Below are 24,754 nucleotides of genomic sequence, written 5' to 3'. Positions count from 1 at the left end.
TGTTAACCTTGGAACTTACTGGATTTCATATTTTTATACAGACCCAAACACCGGTTGCTCAAATTCCGACTCAGTGCAAATTACAGTTTTTGATGGTACAGGAATTGAAAATCCGGCTATACCCGAAATTGAAATTTTCCCAAATCCTACTTTCGGCAAATTTACAATAGTTGGTAAAAATATGCAGTCTGCAGAAATTTGGGATATTACCGGCGAATTAGTTTATCAAAAAAGCAAACTCCTAAAAAACCCTGAGGGTTTGCATAATATAGATATCTCAAATCAAAAAAAAGGGATTTATTTTGTGAAAGTTGTTGTGAAAGGTTTTGTGGTGTTTCGGAAATTGATTTTGATTTGATGATTGAAAACCATTAAAAAATGTTAAAACAATTGCAACCTTTTTCAAAACCCACCGTATCAAGCGTTATTATTTTTTAGAAAATTAAAGAAAGCAGAAAAACGAAAATGAAGTATAAAAGCGAAATAAGATGCGGGTTAACGGATTGGTACGCAGCCTATTACGCCCCCCTCAATGTCTAAAAACACTAAAAAAGACCATTTTTGAGCTTGGCAAAAACAAATTCATTTGAATAAACCTCTCTGTTTTTGGGATTTCAGAGAGGAAAATTTCAACTAAAAAAAATCTTTAGCTCACAAATTATTATTAATTAAAATTTTTACAAAGTTATGAAAAATATAAATAAAATTTTAGGAATTGTTTTAGTATTGTTGTTATGTGCAAGTACTGGATTTGGACAGACAGAATTGATAGTTGAGGTAATTAATTCTACAACTGAAGATTATGAGTGTTCTGCACAGTTTACAGAAGCTTGCATTCCGACTAATGTACCTGTATATTTTGAAGTTCCTGCTGAAGATTGGGTAGTTATAGAATATATTTTTGATGAGGATGATGTAAGTTTGGAAAAAATGAAGTGTTATTATCCACCAAACAATTCACCTCCAGATCCTTGTTTCTATATGAGTGGTGGTTATCCTCAACAAGCAAATGTTGCACCAAATTTAGGAACTCTCGGTAATCCTATTTATAATCAGTTTAAATATGAAATTGCTCAAAATATTGGTGGATATGATTATTATAAATTTAAGATATTCCCATAAATAAATTGAAAATTTGATATTAATTTTGTATCCTGAAATCTGTTGCTCATTAAATGATTATCATTTTTATTCTACATGGCAGATTTCAGGAATTAAATTTTAACATTAATAGAAAATAGAAATGAAAAAAGTAACACTCTTGACGTTTATACTATTTGCAACAAAATTTTTGTTTTCTCAAATAGCTTTCATTCCACATAACCTTACATTTGGCACCCAACCATATGGAATATTTGCAGCAGATTTAGATGGCGATGGAGACAAGGATATTATCAATTCCTATACAAAAGATAACTTGATAGCCTGGCATAGAAATGATGGTAGTGGATATTTTGATACTATTCAAATTATTAGCGATTTAGTAATAACTCCAACGGGAATTTTTGCATCAGATTTGGATAATGATGGTGATTTTGATGTTATTACTGCATCAGAAACTGAAGATAAAATTGCTTGGTATGAGAACACCGGTGGTGGGATTTTTAATTCTCAACAAATAGTATCTACAATAGCTGATGGTGCTTCATCAGTTTTTGCAATAGATTTAGATAATGATGGAGATAATGATATTTTATCATCTTCGTGGTTCGATGATAAGATTGCGTGGTATGAAAACGATGGAAACGGAAATTTTGGTATTCAGCAAATAATATCAATTACAGCAGATGGTGCAAATTGGGTATTCTCAACTGATTTGGACGGTGATGGTGATAATGATATTCTTTCAGCTTCCTATTTTGATAATAAGATTGCATGGTATGAAAACGATGGAACAGGAAATTTTGGAACACAACAAATAGTTTCAGCTGTTCCAGATGGCGCTTGTTCGGTATATTCTATTGATCTTGATGGAGACGGAGATAAGGATGTTTTATCGGCAGATTGTTCTGGCTTGAATGATAAAATTTCGTGGTATGAAAATGATGGTAACGGAAATTTTGGAAATCAACAGGTAATTTCGAATCTTGTTTCTATTTCAAAGTCAGTATTTGCAGCCGATTTAGATGGAGATGGAGATAATGATGTAATTTCAAGCTCTTGGTATTACAATGAAATTGCATGGTATGAAAATGATGGTAGTGGAAATTTTGGAACACAACAAATTATAACTAATTTGGCTGATGGTGCAGCTTTAGTGTATGCTATAGATATGGATGGGGATAACGACATTGATATCATATCATCTTCACAAAATAGCTCCAAAATAGAATATTACGAAAACGATGGATTTGGAAATTTCACAATAGAGCAAACAATTGCTCATGCCGCAGATGTGGCTAATTCAGTTTTTGCAATTGATATTGATAACGATGGCGACAATGACGTTCTTTCGGCTTCAATAGCCGATGATAAGATTGCAAGCTATGAAAACCTTGGAAATGGAAACTTTGATTTGCAAAAGGTTATTTCAATTTCTGCCGATGGTGCGAAATATGTACTTGCCTACGACTTAGATGGAGATAATGACCATGATGTAGTTTCAGCCTCATTTTTAGACGATAAAATTGCCTGGCATAAAAACTCAGGAGGTGGAAATTTTGGCACAGAACAAATAGTCTCAAGTTTTGCTGATGGTGCCAACACAGTAATATCGACTGATATTGATGGAGATAACGATTATGATCTAATTTCAGCCACTACAAGTTATATTTTAAAGCATGAAAATCTCGGTAATGGAAATTTTGGAATTCAGCAGCTATTAGCTTCTGCAAATGGTGCCAGTACAGTGTTTGCCTGCGATTTAGACGGAGATTTGGACAATGATGTAATTTCAGCATCAAATTATTATAGCAATATTTTCTGGTGCGAAAACGATGGTTTGGGGAATTTCGGAACTTCACAGATTATTACATCAAGCAACGGAGCAAATTCAGTATGTGCTGCCGATCTTGATGGCGATGGCGATAATGATGTAATTTCGGCTTCTATGGTATCATGGGCTTATAAAATATTATGGCATGAAAACGATGGTGCTGGAAATTTTGCAAATGAGCAGTTAATATCACTTGCAGTAAATGGAGCAGAATCTGTATATGCAAAAGATATTGACCTTGATGGCGACAATGATGTATTGTCAGCCTCCTCAATCGACGACAAAATAGCATGGTACGAAAACGATGGCTTTGGTAATTTCGGAACTCAGCAAATAATAACAATAGAAGCTGATGGAGCAGTTTCGGTTTTTGCCAAAGATTTAGACAACGATGGCGACAACGATGTACTCTCAGCCTCGCAGCAAGACGATAAAATTGCCTGGTACGAAAACACCCTGCTAAATTTCTTAGATTCGTTCTCAATTTGTGGAAATGATAGTATGCAATTCCAAAACTATTGGGTAAATGCAGCAGGCTACCATTACGATAGTTCGCAAAACTACCTTGGCGGCGATAGTATAAATTTTATTTATATTGATGCTTTTCCAGTTTTCTACGACATTTTCATAGCGGAAATATGTGAAGGCGTAGGCTACGAATTTTTCGGGCAACTTTTAGATTCAACTGGTATTTATTTTGAAAACCTGCAAACCATAAATGGCTGCGATAGTATTTTTGAATTACAGCTAATTGTAAACCTACTGCCCGAAATTGCATTTGAGCCCGGCTTTCCCGATTCTATCGTATTTTATGTAGCCCCAATAAATCTACCAAACGTAACGCCTGCAGGCGGGACTTTTTCAGGGGCAGGAGTTTCAGGCAACTTTTTCGACCCGACAATTGTTAACCTTGGAACTTACTGGATTTCATATTTTTATACAGACCCAAACACCGGTTGCTCAAATTCCGACTCAGTGCAAATTACAGTTTTTGATGGTACAGGAATTGAAAATCCGGCTATGTCTGAAATTGAAATTTTCCCAAACCCAAGCACCGGAATTATTTCGGTACAATTAAGCCAAAGTTTTGAAAATGTGAAAGTTTACGATGCTTTGGGCAAGCAAATTTTACAACGAGAACTTTCACTCGCCGAAAAACAATTTCAGATAGATTTATCAGAATTTCCGCAAGGTGTATATTTTGTAGAATTTAAAAAAGATGATTTGAAAATTTCTAAGAAGATTGTTGTTTTTGAGAAATAATAATGTTTTACTGACGGTGTGTCTTGGAGACAGACCGTCAGTAAATAAACTGACTTTGAAATCACTCAAAAACAGTAGCTCCATCATTGATAACCAAATTTTTATATTTAATTGATGGTGATTTGATAAATTTGCCCAAACCGAGTTTTTCCCATTTCAAGTCAATTGTTCTAATAGTTTTTTCATCGGAAGTAACAACATTTGGCCAATCTCTTGTAAAACCATCATCAGCTTTTGTTTTTCTGGTTCCATCAATAACTATCTGATTCTCTGAAATAATGCTATCTCTTTTTGGATCAATATTATTTGTTAATATCCATATATTCATTGAAATATCGAAAATGTTGACCACTGAATCTAAAAATATTACAAACTTCACAGATTGCATTTCTGGCAAATTTTTCATCGCTTCCCACAAAGTTTTCACATGTTGATTTTTGTCTTTTTTTATCGAAACGAAAATTACTGGAATTCCATCTTCTATTAGATTAGAATTAATATTTTCAATTTCAGGAAATTGCGTTTTAATACTATTTATTACACTTTCTGAAAAGCTAACTACATTTATTTTTTCATTTTGAGAATCGTTTTTTTCTTCATCGAATTTTTTACTGCCATCAATTCCCATTTTCCCACCGAAGGAAAATTTTGAGGATGAATGGTCTAAAATATCCAATGGACCTTTGCTAAAAAATATATCACTTTCTACCTGCAAATTTTCGAAAACATAACGAGCCAAGTCTTTATAATTATGAATATTAACTTCGTTGTCGATAACAATCATAATTTTATTGAACATCATTTGCCCGGCTCCCCAAAGAGCATTCATCACTTTTTGGGCTTGTCCGGGATAGGATTTGTCAATTTTAATTAATGTAAGATTATGAGCTACTCCCTCGAAAGGCAATGCCATATCGACAATTTCAGGTAACATACTAATTCTTATCGGTGTCAGAAAAATTCTTTCTGTAGCTTTTCCAATGTAAGCATCTTCCTGTGGTGGAATTCCAACGATAGTTGCAGGATAAATTGCATCTTTCCTATGCGTGATACAAGTAACATGAAATTTGGGATAATAGTCTGCCAGCGAATAAAATCCGGTATGATCGCCAAAAGGTCCTTCAAGAATTAATTCTTCTTGTGGATCAATATATCCTTCAATAATGAAATCGGCATCGGCAGGAACCTCAATATCTTGTGTAAGGCATTTAACTAATTCAACTTTCTTTTTTCGGAGAAATCCGGCAAGGATAAACTCATCCAAATTGTCGGGCAGGGGTGCAGTAGCTGAGTAAATATACGTCAAATCGCCACCAAGAGCTACTGCAATCGGCATTTTTTTACCAAGTTTTTTATATTCAGAATAATGTCGAGCTCCTACTTTATGGCGGTGCCAGTGCATTCCTGTTAGTTGCTTGTCAAATACTTGCATCCTGTACATTCCAATATTTCTGATTCCGGTATTTGGGTCTTTTGTAATAACCATTGGCAAAGTTATAAATTTTCCACCATCGGCAGGCCAACATTTCAAAATTGGTATTTTTGATAAATCCGGAGTTTCTTGTACAACTTCCTGACATTGTCCTTTTCCTGAAATATTTTTAGGGAACCATGAAGAAAGTTGTGCTAATTTTGGTAAAAATTTGAGTTTATCAATAATACCAAGTTTTGGTTCGGAAATTTGTTTGAACAGAACTTCAATTTCTTTGCCGATATCATCAAGATTTTCTACGCCAAGTGCCAAACAAATTCTATTCATTGAACCCATTGAGTTGATAAGAACAGGAAAATCAGTCCCGGTATTTTCAAACAGAAGTGCTTTCCCACCATCGATTTGTTTCGAGATTCTATCTGTAATTTCTGTAATTTCTAATTCCGGACTAACAAATTCTTTGATGCGAATGAGTTCTCCTTTTTGCTCTGTTTTCTCTATGAAGCTGTCTATATTGTTCTTTTTCATGGCTTTTAATCAGTAAATTCAATAAATTTGTGAAAATAATATTATTATAATTTTCGGTCAAATTATTTTTATTAGCAATTACTTTTTTCTTTATGAATATTTATAGATTATTATAAAAGAAGACCTTACAGATTCGATAGCTGTCGAATCTGTAAGGTCTTAAATTCAAGGGATTAGCTTTAGCAAAGTTTTGAAGCTGATCAAAGATCATGATTAGAAAGTGAATTATTGATTATTCTATATTCATAATTTTTGTTTCAGCAAATTCATTAGATGTAAGTTTATAAAAATATACCCCAGAAGAAAGATTTTTCCTGTCGAAAATAATCGATTGATTTCCAGCAGGATAATTTTTTGCATCTACAGTTTGAATTTTCTCACCAATTAGGTTAAACAATTCAATTTCTACAAAAGCCTTTTCAGGTATATAAAAGCTAATTTTGGTAGTTTGATAAAATGGGTTTGGGGCATTTTGAAAGAGCTTAATAATTGATAATTGATAATTGACAATTGATAATTTCTCTACAATTGAAATCTTATTGGTTTTATAAAATTCATCGCCTTCAAGCCATGATTCAATTTCTACCACATCCACTGAATTTCCATTCCAAATTTTAATAGTAAAATTCTCCTTGCCTATCATGCCATCAATTTCCTGCGAATATCCATCATCGCCCCAAATTGAAATTGCGAGGTTTTTTCCAGTATAAACTGATGAACCTACAAGTTTTCCTTCCCGATAGTTTTTGGAATCGCTGAAAATGCCTATTTCTGAGCCAATCAGAGGTTCTGTTTCCCAGGCTGTTTTTGGTATGCCAAGGGTCATATTTGAGCCGGTATTTTGGATTTCTTTGAAATGTTTTGGTTGTAGAATTTGGATACTTGATTTTGAGAAATTTGCTGTATTTGCCGGATATGTCAGGCTTGTTGTTGTGTTCATTTTGATTTGGTAACCTTTTCCGGGCTCAAGATTTCCAATTACATTTATGCCATATAAAGGCCAATATACATTTCCAACATCATCTTTAACAATTTCAAATGTACCGTCTATGCTTGAAAGCATTATGACAATTGAAGCAGGAGCTTGACGCAAGTATCCCAAATATCTCCAACCTACTTGTAAATTAATAGGTGTAACTTCAGGAATGGCGGCTGTACCTGTAATTGTCAAAGTGTTAGAGTTAAGCATTTTAATAATATAGGCTTTTCCTATTGTAAGATCACCAATAACATTTATTCCATACACAGGCCAGTAAACCCCACCATTTTCGTTTTTCACAATAGTAATGTCGTTTACAATAAGTGAAAGGACATCACTAATATTTGGGTAATCGGGGTATATATATGTGGAAAACAAACTCCAACCAGTAGATAGATTTATGGTTTGTGAATATGTAGAATCGCCTATTACTTCTATAGAAATTGAATCATTAGTTACACAACTATTCAAATTTGTAACACTAACTGAATAATCGAAAATGCCAGCTCCAAGAATAGAACCATCAATAATGATTGTTTGAGTAGTAGAACCATCGCTCCATAAATATTCATCAAAATTTGCACCTGCATCAAACAACATGGTTTCTATTGTAGAAATATTCGTATCGTTCCCGATAAATATTATAGGTAGTGCAAAAACTTCTGTAGTCTGAATTTCGGAATTTTTGCAGCCGTTCAAATTTGTGTAGCTATAGCTAATATCGTGAATTCCAACACTGGCAAGACTTGGATTAAAATTGTTCCCCAAAATTCCGCTTCCGCTGAAAACTCCGCCGGCAGGATTTCCAATAAGTGTAACTGCCTGATGGTCTTCGCAATAATTTGCAGCGAGTCCGCTAAAGCTAACAGAAGGAAGTTGATTTACGTAAATTACCCTGTAATCGAAAGCTATGCAGCCATAACTATCAGTTACTTCTACCATTTTATTTGTTGAAATAAAGGGAGTTACAGAAATAGATTGAGTTGTTTCACCTGTGCTCCAAAAATATGATTCGAAACCGGAGCCTGCATCTAAAATCACAGTTTCGCCGGCACAAACAGTTGTATCAGGGCCAAGCTCCACAACAGGATTGGAAATATAAACATCTTTTACAATTTCATCTTCGCAAAGCCCATCGTTGGTAACAGTTAAACTTACCTGATGCCAGCCTTCGGTTGCAAAGAGATGTTTAATATCACCGGCATTGGTATAATGAACTATTCCGTCGTTTTCTATATCCCACTCGTAGCTAACTGTTTCGTAAGGAAATTGCCCTACAAGACTTACAATTGCAACTGCATCAATTTCGCTCCAATAAGGAGTTACAAACGGATTGGTAGCAATTCTTATTTCAGACACATCAAAAGCTGTAACAGGAAATTCTACTTCAAAAATTCTTGCTTCCTGTGCCTGCATACTTGCAGTTCCTGACCATACAATCTCCCATAATCCGGAATTTGGATTTTTCACATATACAGTATCAACAGTTCCGGGATAGAGAGTTTCATATATCCAAACTGCATTGATTGGCATTGCCTGAGCAAATCCAAGTTCAATAAATTCTCGCTGTCCGTTTGGGGTAGAATTAGTCCAGGCTTCCTCATGATCGCCATAAACCGGATATACATCAGCTTGTCCGAGAATTTGCTGAGAACCACAAATAATTGGATCCCATTCGGTGCTAAAATCTATCACAGAACTTGCATATTGAACAATATTTGAGTCGAAATGGTTTACAGAAGTTGATAAATCAGTAAATATTGTTGAGTCTTGAAAACATATATCTGAAAAGATGAAATCGACATTTGGAGTTGTACATACATATATAAATTTGTCTTTTATTTCAGTATTCTGAACATATGAATCGCTAATAGTCAAAATAACTGTGTAGTAACCTGGCGAAGTGTATATATGAGTCGGATTTTGTGATGTAGAGAAACTACCATCTCCAAATTCCCAATACCATGACGTGATTAGAAAATTTGAAATAGAATTATCGGTAAAATTCACTGTGAGAGGAGCACTGCCAGAAGCAGGATTGGCAATGAAATCTGCCTGCATAGCTTTTTGTATGGTTATGGTACGCGAAACCTCAGTAGATGTAGTGCAAAATAATGTACCGTAATTGTATGAACTTAAAGGATTAATATTTAAAGTTCCGCTGCTTGCCCCGGGAATTACGCCCCCGTTTACATACCATTGATAATTGTATCCTGCAATGTTGCTGTAAATATTTACATTCGAATTTATAGTTGCATCTTCAATCAGCCTGATATGCTGGTCATTGTACCCACTAATTCTGACTTCATGACATTCAATGGAGCCTCCGTTTATCAAATCGTCTTGAAAAAATAAGGAAAGAAAATTAACACTGTTCAAAATATTACCGTTATTGGTAAAACTTCCGTGAAAATTTACACTATGCGATGAACCAACATTTTGAATTGTACCGTTATTTACAGCATTTGTGTAAAAATCTATATTACTGTCGCCGATTTGAATAACCCCCGATATAATGATGTTGTATATATTCCAATTTGCAAGCTGGGCACCATTTGTCATATATAGTTCTGCACCGTTTGCATACAAATTACCATCTCGGAAATAAACATTTCCTTCAATGGAAATATTGGCATTTTGCGGTAAAGTAACATTGGCATAATTGAAATCGATATTTGTATTGTTAAAAGCTATATCGCTTGTTACATTAATATCGTTAGAAGAATTATTGTTAATGAAATTATTCCCTGTGAAAACAATCCCCGGTCCAAAATTTATTTCTTGCCAGTATTGGCCGGTGAGCCTGGTTTCATAATTATCCCAAAACCCATGATTCACAATATCGCCATTGAGGTGAATTGTTAGATAATTTACTGAGTTTTTGATTGTTCCATAATTTTCGAAATCACCGTTAATATACAGTGTATGAGAGCTTGAATGATTGTCGAGAGTATCTAATAAAACAGTTTTCCCGTTTAAGGAACTATTACTATCTCCTACTCTGGCCAAGCCTCGCATAACAATATTATTTATTGTCGCATTCTGAAAGTGATTTCCACGCATCAATAATTCGCTGTAATTACCTTCTATAGTTATGTCTCTCATGAACAAATTATCACCTGTTGTAGTAAATCTTGAATTTGCCGGCAGATTAAGAGTATTATAGTTGAAATCTAAATTTGTACCACTAAAATTAATGTCGCTAAGTGCATTTATGGTATGCAAATTATTTACTGAAACATTTGCGCCAGTATAAACTATACCCTGTGAAAATGTTAGATTCTGAGTTGAAGTGCCGTTCAAAACAGTAGAATGATTCGACCAGCCACCGTTATTTACAATATCGCCTGCAATGTAAATTGTAAGAAATGACACAGCATTCAAAATTGTGCCATTATTAGTAAAATCGCCATGTATTGCCAACGAATGACTACCACCAGTATTTTGGATAGTGGCATTTGAAATTGTTGTGCCATAAAAATGACTGTCGTTATCGCCAATTGATAATATACCCTGAAGAGTGATATCACTAATTTCTATATTCTGAATTTGACTACCTGAAGACATTTCCAGAACACTGTTGTTTCCAATAACGATTGCATCGCGAAAAGTAATGCCACTTCCGGTAACCGATAGTGTTGAACCTGAATTTAAAACTAATGTAGAAATATCAAGGTCTATATTTGTACCAACGAAAGTTAAATCACTAAGCCCTATAATTTGGCTTGAAATTTCATAATCTAAAAAATTCGATCCTGAGAAATAGTTAGTACCAAGACAGCTAAGTTCCTGATCACTTGTTCCGTTTAATATTGTAGAATGATTTGACCAAGTACCGTTATTCACTATATCTCCGTTAATATATAATGTCAGAAACGAAACATTATTAAGTACGATTCCATTATTTGTGAAATCGCCATTTATTGATAATGAATGACTTCCACCAATATTCTGTATTGTCCCTTGATTGATTAAATAATTATGAAAATGTGAATTATTATCATCAATCGAAATTGTACCCTGCATAATCAAATTATAGCCATTTATGAAATAGATTTTTGTGCCTGCCGACATTTCCAGAATACTATTATCGCCATAGATATTGGCATCCCGAAAGGCTACACCACTGCCCGAAACAGAAATTCTGTAACCGGCAGGAAGAATTAAATTGCTAAAATTCAGGTCAATATGAGTTCCATCGAAAACAAGATCAGTGTCAGCAATAACCTGACTCGACACCTCATTGTCGGTGAAATTTGCCCCTGTAAAAATATGTCCGCCATAGGTTCCAACAGTTTGATCAGCACTACCGGACAAGCAAGTATTATGAATTGACCAAACTCCGCTGTTTGTAATATTTCCATGAACATACATTATTAGCGAATTAACATAATTTTGAATAATACCGGAATTTGAAGCATGGCCATATACATTAATTGTATGGCTTCCGCCGGTATTTTGTAAAGTCCCATTGGGCTGAACTGTCAAATTATTGCAAAAGGCAGTATTATCGACCGACACAACGCTTGTAATTACAACACTATTTGATCCGTCCGGAATCGTGCCACCTATCCATGTTTGAGGATTGTGCCAGTTTCCTCCATTAGAAGTAGAATAAATCTGGGCAGACATTTCGTTTGCCGTAAACAGAAGAATCAAACTAAAACTTAATACTAAAAATAAACTATTCGTTTTCATAACACAAAATTTTAATTAACAAAAAAACACTGTTTAAAGATACGCTATTACAGAGTTTATGTTAATAAGTAAAAATCCCTAATTTTTAGAAAAAATATATAAGTAAAATTACCTATAATTGTTTATTTGATTATTGATAAATAGTGTTCCTGAGAAAACTCATTATTTTTGAAGTGGCTTTTATGAGAGCGGCAAGAATAAGGCTTTTGAAGTGTTTATAATCAAGAGTTTGCTTTTGTAAATAACTGATTATGCACAAGAGTAACGCAGATATGGTCGTTTTCTTATAGCCACTAAGTGTGATTTCATGCATGTCGCATATGTACCAATGCAAGCTTATTCTCATAATTCAATCAACAAAAATATAATGTAAATATTTGTTGAATAATGGTATTTTTAATTATTTTTACCACAGTATTGAATTTTTAAACTTTTAATTTTTATTATGAGAAAAATTGCCTTTGTATTAGCAATGATTACCATTTCGGTATTCACATTTGCACAAGTCCAAGAATGTTCCAATACTATTGAAACTAAAAACTTAAACAAAACGATTACAAATAATTTATTTGGAGTAAATACTGCCACTAATTCAATTTATTTTGAAAATTTTAGTGATTGTAATAAATCAAATAGTCAATATCCTGCCCAAATATTCCATTCTGATGGAGGTTATTCAGAGGAAAGAAATGTATCAGCATTATTGGATCTTGAAAATGTTAATTCTAATAACAACATTAAAAGTGGGCTTCAATTTTTCCCCAAAAAGCCACTTTATGAAGTATTTACCAGCTCATCCAATGTTTTTTGTCTGGATGCGAATAATATAGTAGATAATATTATAAGTACTTATCCAAACCAATATACTATGATTAAATATCAAATGAATTGGCCCGGATATGGAGATCCATACTATATTTTGGCTGGGGATAATAGAAGGATTTTTTATGGCGTAAACGGAATCCCTCATATGCATGCAAATGGAGACACAAGTATGCACACAGCTACTTTTACAGATTTATTATTTAATTATTTTTCCAGTCAGCTATCAGTAATGCAGATTGCATCAAATTATTCAATTTCAGGGAATCTGGTTTCAGTGGGCATTGATATAAATTCAATGGCTGATGTTATCGGAACCAGTAAACTTCATATAGCAGTAGTTGAAAACACAACAACAGGAAATGTTGGTTCAAATGGGGAAACTGAATTTTATAATGTTTGTCATGCAATGTTAAATACTGGAAATGGACTTGGTGTCAATTTATATGCTGGAGTACCTTATACCTATTCTCATGTTTTTGATATGAGCAATACCAACATCGAAGATATGACAGATTTATCAGTTATTGTTTTTGTTCAGGATATTGTTACAATGGAAGTTCTGCAATCGGAAAATTCAACTGGCCAGGCTCCAAATGTAGTTTCAGTTAGTTTTAATGTTGATATGAATAATCAGTTAGTTTTCAACCCATACTATGATACATTATACATTGCTGGTGATCTTTCTCCGATTTCAAATTGGGCAGAACCAGGCAATGATCCTTCTCTAATTTTATCGCATGTTGGAAGTGGTATTTATTCATTAACTTTAAATCTTGATTCTGCCCAGACTATTTCGTATAAATATTTTATCAACTCCGGTTGGAACAGTGGCGAATGGGCAGGCAATCCAAATAGAGAAGTATTTATCAATGGAGATACCACCTTGAACGATAACTTTGGCGTATATGACTTAATTGCTGATTTTGAAGCAAATAACACATCCGGGATTGTTCCTTTAGTTGCAAATTTTACTGATTTATCAATAGGGTCGCCGGATAGTTGGTATTGGGATTTTGGCGATGGATCCATATCAACAGACCAGAATCCATCACATATTTATATATTGAACGGAACTTATGATGTAACTTTAATTGTATCAAATCAGCTGATTTCTGATACCATAATAAAAACAAATTTTATAACAGTTTGTCCGCAAGCCTATTCTGTTCCATACTATGAAGGCTTTGAAGATGGAGGTATGATTGATGCATGTTGGTTGCAGGAAACAAATGATAATTTCGACTGGAACGCTAACAGCGGCTCAACATATTCATCTCAAACAGGCCCAACGGGAGCAATTGAAGGCTTGTATTATATTTATACCGAAAGCTCATCGCCGGTTACAAATGGAGATACAGCAATAATTTATTCTCCAAATATCAATTTGGCGGGTGCACAAAATCCTCATTTAGATTTTTGGTATCATATGTACGGTGCAGGAATAGATCCTGACGGAAGAATTATATTAGAGATTTCGACAAATGGTGGATCAACATACACTCCCCTATGGACGCAAATTGGGAATCAGGGTAACACCTGGTATAATGCAGTTATTAATCTCTCTTCATTTACAGGTATTATCAATTTCAAAATTTCAGGAATTGTTAGTTCTGCTATTGATTTTTGGCAAAATGATTTTGCAATAGATAATTTCTCGGTAATAGACCCTCTTCAGAGGGACCTCGGAGTAGCCGATATCATAAGCCCTGCCTCAATCTATGCAGATGTTTTACTTAGTGCTTCCCAAGAAGTTGAAATCACAATTAAAAATTTTGGTACTAATGCAATTCAAGAGTATGTAGATTTGAAATATCAAGTAGGTGGGGTACAAATTACAGAAAATGTGTATATTAATCTATTGCCTTTTAATACTCAAAACTTTACATTTTCTCAATTAATTGATATATCAAGTGCCAATACTTATAATCTTTCTGTTGAAATTGATTTGACTAATGATAATAGCCAGTCGAATAATGTTCTGGATAAAGTTGTTCAGGTAAATCATATAGGACGGCCTGCATTTGCACAGGTTTATAGTAATCTCAAATATTCATTATTCGACTTGGACAACCCGGAAATTGAGTACTTTTTTGGCACTTATAGTGGAAATGACTTTATTGCTTCCGGTACCTGGATAAATAACTCATGGTACGGTATAACATATAATTCTGCTGAGCTTATCAGAGTTGAACCATTCACTGAAATTGTTGATACAATTGGTTATACAGTGGCAAATATATCTGGTATTTCTTATGATTATTCTACAAATACACTTTTTGCTTTATCATTTGATGGCTTGTTATATAGCATTGATATTCAAACCGCACAATCGAGCTTTATTGGAACTGGAAATGCTGGTGGTTTTATCAACCTTGCCTGTGATTTAAACGGGGATTTATACAGTCTTGATTTAAATGATACTTTATACAACATTGATCCACAGACAGGAATTTCAACAACAATTGGACATGTTGGTTTTGATGCCAATTATGCACAGGATATGGAGTTTGACCATAATTCCGGCGAATTGTATATGGCAGCATATAACAATAGTAATTTAGGTGCACAGTTAAGATTAGTCGATAAAACGACAGGAAACACAACTTTAGTAGGCAATTTTCAAAACAGTAGTAGCCATACAGCTTTTGCAATTCCATATTCGACATCAACATTATTGTCCGATTTTGATGCAAGTATAACTTTAGGAGATGTACCATTACTTGTAAGTTTTACCGATTTGTCCACAGGCAATCCAACTAATTGGCTTTGGGATTTTGGCGATGGTAATACTTCAAGCAATCAAAATCCGGTTCATGTATATCAAACTCCTGGGATTTATGATGTTACTTTAATTGCCTCAAGCTTTTTTAACTCTGATACAATTCTGAAATCAAATTTTATTGAGGTTTTTGACACATTAGCAACTCCTGAACCTGGTTGGAATTTTATACTCACAGGCATCAACCATTCAATTTTAGTTCCGGCATCAGCTAATATTACATTAAATGGAAATCCTGTTCAAGTGGGAGATTATCTAGGAGTTTTCTACACCGATGACAATGGAGAATTGGCTTGTGGTGGTTATCAGATTTACGAAGGAATAAATAATGCTATCACAGCTTGGGGTAATGACACTCAAACAGCTATAAAAGATGGTTTTACTATTGGAGAAACCTTTAAATGGAAAGTTTGGAGTGCTACCGATAATATTGAATATCCGGCCATAGCAACTTATATGACAGGTTTTATGAATCAGGGAGAATTTGTTGCAAATGGAATTTCAGGTATAGAAAGCCTTACAGCAAGTTATAGTCAGGAAATTCCGCTTCCGATAGGATGGAATATTTTCTCAACTAATATTGTCCCATTTGAAGCAACTATGGACAGTTTATTTGCTGATATTTCTGTAAATGTTGAACTTGTAAAAAATAATATTGGTCAGATTTTCTGGCCTGCATGGAATGTCAATCAAATAGGAAGCAATATTGTGGGCCAAGGCTATCAGGTTAAAATGAACAATACAGACACTTTGGTTGTTACAGGATTAATCATTATTCCTGAGCTTACACCAATAAGTCTTGCTGCAGGCTGGAATATGATTGCCTATTTGCGACAATTGCCGGCACCTATTGAAATTATGATACAACCGATAGTTTCAGATATTGATCTGGTAAAAGATAATTTCGGACAAATTTATTGGCCTATCTGGTATGTAAATCAAATTGGCGATATGCTTCCCGGACAAGGATATCAAATGAGAATGTTTAATGCAAATATTTTGACGTATCCGGCAAATACTACAAGTTTTTCTAAATCGAATATCCAAATTCCTTTACTATACCATTTCAAAAACATACAAAACACTGGCTCAAATATGAGTTTGATGATTCCAAATCAGGTTTGGGACAAGGAGCCTGAAATAGGCTCCGAAATTGGTATTTTCAGCCAAAATGGAAAACTTGTTGGTGCAGGAGTTTACATCGGCGAAAACCTTGCAATTTCTATTTGGGGAAATGATGAACTTTCTGATGAAATTGATGGATTGATTCAAAATGAAAAATTCATCATAAGAATATGGAATAACGAATCCCAAAATTCGATGGAAGAAGATATTCTCGAAATTGAAACTTGGCTTGAAGGTGATGAATTTTATAAAACCAATAAAATTTCGATTGTGAAAAAACTTTCAACTATACAACTTCCAACCTTTGAACTATTTCAGAATACTCCTAATCCATTTTCAGAAACTACCGAAATAAGTTTTTATATTCCCGAAGAGGCTTTTATAGAAATAGAATTATTCAACCTCCTTGGTGAAAAAATTCTAACTGTAGATGCAAACAGCTATGCTGCCGGTAATCAGTCGATTGTTTTTGATAAGAAAAATTTGTCATCAGGAGTATATTTTTACAGATTAAAATCTGAGAACTTTTCTGATACTAAAATTATGATTTTAGAATAGAATCAAGTTTCAATTGTGAGATTTTGTTAATATAATAATCAATTATTTCGCACAAAATTTACCAAAGTTAAACATCTGAATATCAGACCTGACAGTTTTGGTTCAATAGTTATTGAAACTGTCAGGTTTTTTTTATTTCTGAAAGGAATACTCTTGAATATCTCAATTTAATATTTCTATATTTGCGGCTTGAAAAAATGTTAAATTATTTGAAAATATTGATATAATGAATAGAATTGCAAGTGCAGGAAACAAAGGCGAAAAGGTTCGTTCGGATTGTTTTGTTAGTCTGGAATTGAAAAATTCGGGAGGCATAAAAATCGATCTAAAAAGTAAAGTAAAGGTTCTTTTTGGAGATTCGATAATTCAATTGTGTAAAGATATTCTAAAGTACTTTGAAATAGAAAATGCTTTGCTTACTGTTGAAGATACAGGTGCCTTACCATTTGTAATTGCTGCCCGAGTAGAAGCGGCTGTAAAACAATTGATTGAAACGGAGAAAGAGTACCTTTTGGAAATGATTCCTGAGAATGAAGCAAAATCGAAAAAAGACCAATTCAGATTTTCGAGATTGTATCTGCCCGGAAATTCGCCAAGCATGATGATAAATGCCGGAATTCACAATCCAAATGGAATTATCCTTGATCTTGAAGATTCTGTTGCTCCATTGAAAAAAGCCGAAGCACGATTTTTAGTACGAAATGCTTTACGCCAAGTTAATTTCTATGGTGCCGAACGTATGGTACGCATCAATCAGGGTGAGGCCGGTTTATCAGAAATTGATACAATTGTAAAAAACAATGTAAATTGCATTCTAGTGCCAAAATGCGAAAGTGCCGACTATATGCGCAAATGCGAAGAAAAGTTGCTGAACAAAGAAGTGTATTTTATGCCAATTATTGAAAGTGCTCTCGGTGTAGAAAAAGCCTTCGAAATTGCCACTGCTTCAAAAAATATTGTAGCATTAGCCATAGGTTTAGAAGACCTGACCGCAGACCTTGGCACCAAACGCACAAAAGCAGGAGACGAATCTTTATATGCAAGAACCCGAATTGTAAATGCGAGTAAGGCTGCAGGAATTCAAGCAATTGATTCTGTTTACTCGGATGTGGGCGATATGGAAGGTCTTCGAGAAAACGTAAGAGTTTCAAAATCTTTAGGATTCGAAGGTATGGGTTGTATTCACCCTCGTCAGATTTCCATCATTCACGAAAGTTTTGCACCTGAAGCCGATGAAATTGTAAAAGCAAAAAGGATTGTTGCTGCATTTATTGATGCCGAAAAAAAAGGACTTGGTGTTGTATCGCTCGGAACAAAAATGATTGATCCACCGGTAGTTAAGAGAGCCGAAAAAACTATAAATCTTGCTATAAATCTTGGTTTAATAGCTAAAAATTGGAATCAGGAATAATTACAGTTTACAAATTACAGTTTACAAATTTAAATAAAATGAACTTAGTTAAAAATAGTGTAGGCAGATTAGTTCCTACTGAAGTTAATGGCGAAAAAGTTGTACCTTTTCAGGGAGTTGGAAAATATATTCCTGAAGCAAAAATACATGCACCAAAAATTTCGACCTGCGCCAATTTCCCAAACGATGGAAATAAACTGGTTGATACACTAAAAGAGGCTCTCATTAAATCTGGTTTGTGCGATGGAATGACAATTTCTACACATCATCATTTTAGAAATGGCGACCTTATTGCAAATCAGGTATTTGATATAGCCCACGAATTAGGTATTAAAAATTTGAGATGGTTTCCGTCTGCAAGTTTTCCTTGTCATTCGGATCTAATAAAATATCTCAAAGATGGAACAATAAACAGAATTGAAGGCAGTATGAACGGTGCTCTCGGGCGTTTTGCCTCGCAGGGAAAAATGAAAGGGACAGCAGTTTTGCGTTCGCATGGCGGAAGATATCAGGCTGTGCAGGACGGCGATGTAAAAATTGATATTGCAGTACTTGTTGCAGGTAGTGCCGATAATTTTGGTAATGCAAATGGGCTTTACGGAAAAAGTACAAGCGGACTACTTGGATTTGCTCTGGCCGATTCGCAATATGCCGACAAAGTTGTTGTGGTTACCGACAATCTTGTTGAATTTCCGTGCATTCCATGGCAAATACAGGGAAATTATGTTGACTATACTGTAAAAGTTGATAAAGTTGGAATACCGGAAAAAATAGTTTCAGGAACAACAGTTATTACAAAAAGTCCTGACAGATTGCTACTTGCCGAAATGACTGCAAAATTTTGCGACGAGCTAGGAATAATCAAAAATGGTTTCTCATTTCAGAGTGGGGCAGGAGGGACTTCTCTTGCTGTGGGTGAATATTTCCGTGAAATTATGATTGCCAAAAATATCAAAGCGCGATTTGCCAGAGGAGGTAGCAATAAATACCTTGTAAAAATGCTTGAAGAAGGACTGCTTGATTATATTTTAGATGGTCAAACATTTGATTTAGAAGGTGTTCGCTCAATGGCGGAAAACTCGAACCATGTCTGGACAAGCCCTTTTACCAGTTACAATTATCATGGAAAAGGAAACTTTGCAGGGAAAGTTGATGTTGTGGTTCTCGGTGCAACAGAAGTGGATGTAAATTTCAATGCAAATGTTGTAACTCATTCCGATGGTTATATGTTACACGGAATTGGTGGATGGCAAAATTGCCTATTCTCAAAAACAGTAATTCTGCCAATTCCTCTTTTCAGAGATAGAATTCCTGTTATTATGGACGAAGTAACTACCATATGTGGGCCAGGTGAATTAATTGATGTTATTGTAACAGAACGAGGAATTGCAATAAATCCGCTTAGAAAAGATTTGATTGAAAAATCGAAAAATTCCAATTTGCCAATAAAAACCATTCAGGAATTGAAAGAAGAAGCAGAACGAATTTGTGGAAAAGCTGCCAAACCAGTATTAAACGATAAAATTATTGCTGCAATAAAATGGGTTGATGGGACTGTAATTGATGTTGTTCATCAGGTAAATGAGGACTAATTGTTATTTCTTGTTACAAACAAATCTTTAATGGACGATAAAATTTGTTTTTTTTTAGATTTTATCTGTATATTTGGGAAGTTTTATTCCTATCCTTAATTAGGATAAAAGTTTTTAGAAAAATTAGTAATAATTAAAATTAAAAATTATGTGCGGAAAATCAGGAGAAAACAAACACAAAGATGTATCTCAACCACTTCCTAACTCAAGATCAAACCTTACAGAATGTATGGAAATAGAATGGCATACTGATTGTTGTAAGGTAGAGATATATGATGATGATACTCAGCAATGGATTGATGGATTTTTAACAAAATCAGCAGGTTCCAGTACAAGACACAAAGGTCGTGTACGCCTTAGAAGAGCTACCTAATGGTACATTGTTTTCCATATTTTGAATGCGAATTATGAAATTTATTATTGGAGCAATCAGCATTCTCGCTTTTTTTTATTTGATTTTCATTTCCATAGGATTTATTGCATCACCCAGCTATGAAGGTGAAGTGCAAAAGGAGTTCAGCATCTCTGTCGAAAGTATGTGGGATATTATCTATGATATTGATAATTCCAGCAGTTGGAGACAAGATTTAAATGGGATTGAAATACTTGAAAGTGATAGAGACAAAATCAGATTTTGGTTAGAATATACAACTGACGGTGGAGTTTATGCAAACGAAATTATCGAACTTATTCCAAAAGAGAGAATTACAATAAGAATAAAAAGCAAAATTTATGGAATTAGTGGTTATAGAACCTATATTCTCGTACCTATATATACCGGTTGCAAACTCGTAATTCAGGAACAAATTGAAATAGACGAAGTAATTTTAAGAAGTTTTTTGTTTTTTAGAGGAAGAGATTACTATATAAAGCAACAATTGGAGTGGCTTGAAGAAGCAATCTGAAATGAAAGTCAATTAGGAATTGTCATTTGAAATATGACAACTAATATGAATGATGAAACTGAACTTAATTGGTTTCCTAAAATTCTTGTTTAATCTTTGCGTTACATAATCCCTATTGAGTATTAGCTTGCCGATAGCTATTGGGTTTCATGGAGAAAGGTTATTGTTAGTTGCATGTTTTTGACACTAATTAGTTCCCAAAAATGGTATCAAATACGAAATTCTAAATAAACAAATCAAAAAATTTACAGAGATATTTACTTTTTTAATAAAACTAAAATTATCTTTCTAATATGATTAATAACTATTTTGGAATTGAAAAAAATAGACCAAAATATTTTAATAAAAATAATTTGCATACAATATGTATTTTTATATATTTTTGCATTTATTAACCATTAATTATTTAATCATGAAAATTAGAGTTTATTTATTGATGTTTAGCATTCTCGGGGCTTCCCTGATGCTGACTGGCTGCGGTGAACAGCCTAAAAAAAACAAAGAAAAAAGTATGAAGGCACAAACAATCCCTCTGAAGGATTTTTTTAAGAATCCCGACAAAACTTCTTATCAAATTTCGCCGAATGGATTATATTATTCATATATGGCTCCTTATGAGCAGCGAATGAATATTTTTATTCAGGAAATTGGAAAAGAAGAAGTAATTCAACTTACGAAAGACACAGAAAGAGATATTGCAGGATATTTCTGGGCGAACAACAACCGAATTTTGTATCTAAAAGATATAGGCGGTGATGAAAATTACAAATTACTTGGTGTGAATATTGATGGAACCAATCCAAAAGCACTTACAGATTTTGAAAAAGTAAATACACAAATAATTGACGATTTGGAAGATATTCCAAACGAAGTAATTGTAGGGCTTAACAAAAGAGACAAGCAAATATTTGACCCATATCGCTTGAATATTGAAACCGGAGAATTAACAATGTTGTACGAGAATCCGGGAAATATTACAGGATGGCAAACCGACCACGAAGGCAGATTGAGAATAGCAACTGTAACCGATGGAATACAGACAAGCCTTTTGTATAGAATAACAGAAAAAGATGAATTTAAAACTGTACTAACAACTGATTTTAAAGAGTCTGTAAGTGTAGCATTTTTTACTTTCGACAATAAAGATGTTTATGCAATTTCGAATCTTGGAAGAGATAAACTGGCTGTTGTAAAATTCGATATCGAGAATGGGAAAGAAATTGAAGTATTATACGAAAACAAAGATTTTGATGTAAGTTCGGTATATTATTCTAAGAAAAGAAAAGTTCTGACTTCAGCCTCATTCACGTCCTGGAAAAGAGAACGCCATTTTTTCGATAAGGAAACAAAAAATATTACTGATAGGTTAAATAGAGATTTGGGCGACTACGAAATCGGAATTACAGGAATAACCAAAGATGAAAATAAACTTATAGTTAGAACCTATAGCGATCGTTCTTTGGGTGCATATTATATTTATGATAAAGAGACTGATAAATTAAACAAAATTGCAGACGTGAGTCCGTGGATAGACGAAAGCGAAATGGCTACAGTCAAGCCAATTAAATATAAATCGAGAGACGGTCTTACAATTCATGGATATTTAACACTCCCAAAAGGTGTAGAACACAAAAATTTGCCGGTAGTAATTAATCCTCATGGAGGACCTTGGGCAAGAGATGGTTGGGGTTTTAATCCTGAAACTCAGTTTCTTGCAAATAGGGGATATGCAGTGTTACAGATGAACTTTAGAGGTTCAACCGGTTATGGTAAAGAATTTTGGACATGCTCATTTAAGCAGTGGGGAAAAACCATGCAAGACGATATAACTGATGGCGTTCATTGGTTAATAGAAAAAGGATATGCCGACAAAGAAAAAGTTGCAATTTACGGAGGAAGCTACGGAGGCTATGCCACACTTGCAGGTTTGGCATTCACACCTGAACTTTATGCAGCAGGAGTTGATTATGTTGGAGTTTCAAACTTATTTACCTTCATGAAAAGCATTCCGCCATATTGGAAACCGTACCTTGAAATGATGTACGAAATGGTTGGCGATCTTGAAGAAGACAGTATTGCACTTAGAGCTACATCGCCTGTTTTTCATGTCGATAAGATTGTTGCTCCTTTGTTCATTGCTCAAGGTGCAAACGATCCGCGTGTAAATATTAACGAGTCTGACCAAATTGTTGAAGCTATGCAAAAACGAGGTGTAGAAGTAGAATATTTAGTTAAAGATAACGAAGGCCATGGTTTTAGAAATGAAGAAAATAAGTTCGAATTTTACGAAGCAATGGAGAAATTTTTGGCAAAACACCTTGATAATTGATCCAGATAACTATCGGGATTAAAAATTGAGAATTGAAAAATTATTTATTATATAAAAATCCCCGGCATTGTTCGGGGATTCTTTTGTAGTTAAATTAAAATTGGAAATTAGATAAGAATAACTCTAGGGGACTTCTAAAAATAGCAAATTTCAAGGCGTAAGAAATTTTAATACCGCAGTTTACCATTGTAAATGAGGATTTTAACATTTTGAAACAACGAAGAAATTTGCATTTTTAGAAGTTCCCTCTAATAATAAAAAATGTATAAAAGTATAATCCGACCAATATTGTTTCTTTTTCAGCCCGAAACAATACATCATTTCGTTTTCCTTATTTTGAAAATTGGAGCTAAGATTCCTTGCCTTCCTTTTCTTACAAAATCAATTTTTGTAGAGAAAAATTCAAAACTACAGAGAAATATTTTCGGGATAGATTTTCCAAATCCCGTTGGATTGGCAGCAGGACTTGATAAGGAAGCAGAAGCTTTCGAAATGTTTGCTAAGCTTGGTTTTGGTTTTGTAGAAATTGGGACACTAACGCCAAAAGCTCAACCGGGAAATCCAAAACCCCGACTATTCAGACTAAAAACCGATAATGCCTTGCTAAACAGGATGGGTTTTAATAATAAAGGTGTAGAAAATGCAATAAAAAATCTAAAAAAAACCAAAGGGAAAATCATTATCGGAGGAAACATTGGGAAAAATAAAATAACACCCAACGAAAAAGCAATACATGATTATGAAATATGTTTCAGTGAATTGTTTCCATACGTCGATTATTTTGTAATAAATGTTAGTTCTCCAAACACGCCGGGTTTGCGCGAACTTCAGGAAAAGGAACCTCTAAAAAAGATTCTGAACAGACTGGTAGAATTGAACAATGAGCATAAAAAGCCAAAACCAGTTTTGCTAAAAATTGCTCCGGATTTATCAAATTCTCAGCTCGATGATATTATTGAAATAGTTGCAGAAACCAAAATTCATGGGCTTGTGGCTACAAATACAACAATTTCTCGCGAAGGATTATCATACGATACAGCTTATGTAGAAAGTTTTGGAAATGGAGGAATAAGTGGTAAGGTTTTGAAAAATCGGGCAACTGAAGTGATAAAATATATTCACAAAAAATCGAATAAAACTATCCCGATTATTGGCGTCGGTGGAATTATGAGTGCAGCTGATGCAATTGAAAAGTTGCAGGCAGGAGCCTCATTAGTACAAATTTATACAGGTTTCATTTATGAAGGACCGAGGCTGATTAAAGATATTAATAAAGCGATCCTAAGGGAGAATTTGTGATTTGTCTTATTTTTCGCTTTGTACTTCATTTATTCTGTAAAGTTCTATGAGATAATTTCTATATTTGTGCCATTGATTTAAAAGGTACGGAACATG

12 protein-coding genes are annotated in these 24,754 nt (G+C 34.2%); 10 read left to right on the top strand and 2 right to left on the bottom strand.

What is annotated here, in order from left to right; translation table 11 throughout:
* From HN894_13850 to HN894_13840, 3 genes are all read left to right on the top strand, one after another.
* A partial coding sequence (locus tag HN894_13850; GenBank protein ID MBT7144408.1) for a T9SS type A sorting domain-containing protein occupies nucleotides 1-358 on the top strand: 358 nt, incomplete at its 5' end.
* Nucleotides 359-687: 329 nt separating this feature from the next.
* Nucleotides 688-1,122: a hypothetical protein gene (locus HN894_13845; protein MBT7144407.1), complete on the top strand. Its 435-nt coding sequence runs from the start codon at nucleotides 688-690 to the stop codon at nucleotides 1,120-1,122.
* A 121-nt stretch (nucleotides 1,123-1,243) separates the two neighbouring features.
* Nucleotides 1,244-4,198, top strand: a complete 2,955-nt coding sequence (locus HN894_13840; GenBank protein MBT7144406.1) for a T9SS type A sorting domain-containing protein — start codon at nucleotides 1,244-1,246, stop codon at nucleotides 4,196-4,198.
* A gap of 61 nt (nucleotides 4,199-4,259) precedes the next feature.
* Here HN894_13840 and HN894_13835 read toward each other — a convergent pair whose 3' ends face one another.
* The gene (locus HN894_13835) at nucleotides 4,260-6,158 is read right to left on the bottom strand and encodes a menaquinone biosynthesis decarboxylase (protein MBT7144405.1); all 1,899 of its coding nucleotides are present in this window, start codon (nucleotides 6,156-6,158) and stop codon (nucleotides 4,260-4,262) included.
* 232 nt (nucleotides 6,159-6,390) lie between these two features.
* Entirely contained in the window at nucleotides 6,391-11,835 is a 5,445-nt protein-coding gene (locus HN894_13830; GenBank protein ID MBT7144404.1) for a PKD domain-containing protein, read from the bottom strand.
* Nucleotides 11,836-12,280: 445 nt separating this feature from the next.
* On the opposite strand from HN894_13830, the gene HN894_13825 reads away from it, so the two are divergent.
* The 7 genes from HN894_13825 (at nucleotide 12,281) to HN894_13795 (ending at nucleotide 24,658) form a co-directional block, all read left to right on the top strand.
* Nucleotides 12,281-17,122, top strand: a complete 4,842-nt coding sequence (locus HN894_13825; GenBank protein ID MBT7144403.1) for a PKD domain-containing protein — start codon at nucleotides 12,281-12,283, stop codon at nucleotides 17,120-17,122.
* Nucleotides 17,123-17,348: 226 nt separating this feature from the next.
* Nucleotides 17,349-18,533 (top strand): citrate lyase ACP, encoded by a 1,185-nt coding sequence (locus HN894_13820; protein ID MBT7144402.1) that lies wholly within the window; start codon nucleotides 17,349-17,351, stop codon nucleotides 18,531-18,533.
* Between the two features lie 38 nt (nucleotides 18,534-18,571).
* Nucleotides 18,572-20,125 (top strand): citrate lyase subunit alpha, encoded by a 1,554-nt coding sequence (gene citF / locus HN894_13815; protein ID MBT7144401.1) that lies wholly within the window; start codon nucleotides 18,572-18,574, stop codon nucleotides 20,123-20,125.
* 148 nt (nucleotides 20,126-20,273) lie between these two features.
* Entirely contained in the window at nucleotides 20,274-20,498 is a 225-nt protein-coding gene (locus HN894_13810) for a hypothetical protein (protein ID MBT7144400.1), read from the top strand.
* A gap of 34 nt (nucleotides 20,499-20,532) precedes the next feature.
* Complete coding sequence (locus HN894_13805) at nucleotides 20,533-21,030, top strand: hypothetical protein (GenBank protein MBT7144399.1); 498 nt, start codon at nucleotides 20,533-20,535, stop codon at nucleotides 21,028-21,030.
* 412 nt (nucleotides 21,031-21,442) lie between these two features.
* A complete protein-coding gene (locus HN894_13800; GenBank protein MBT7144398.1) occupies nucleotides 21,443-23,359 on the top strand; it encodes a S9 family peptidase in 1,917 nt (638 codons plus the stop codon).
* A 261-nt stretch (nucleotides 23,360-23,620) separates the two neighbouring features.
* Nucleotides 23,621-24,658: a quinone-dependent dihydroorotate dehydrogenase gene (locus tag HN894_13795; protein ID MBT7144397.1), complete on the top strand. Its 1,038-nt coding sequence runs from the start codon at nucleotides 23,621-23,623 to the stop codon at nucleotides 24,656-24,658.
* The last annotated feature ends 96 nt before the right edge of the window (nucleotides 24,659-24,754 follow it).

The organism is Bacteroidota bacterium (assembly GCA_018692315.1).
Classification (GTDB): Bacteria; Bacteroidota; Bacteroidia; order Bacteroidales; family JABHKC01; genus JABHKC01.
Note: the sequence above shows the minus strand (reverse complement) of the source record. Positions and strands in the feature narration are given on the sequence as shown.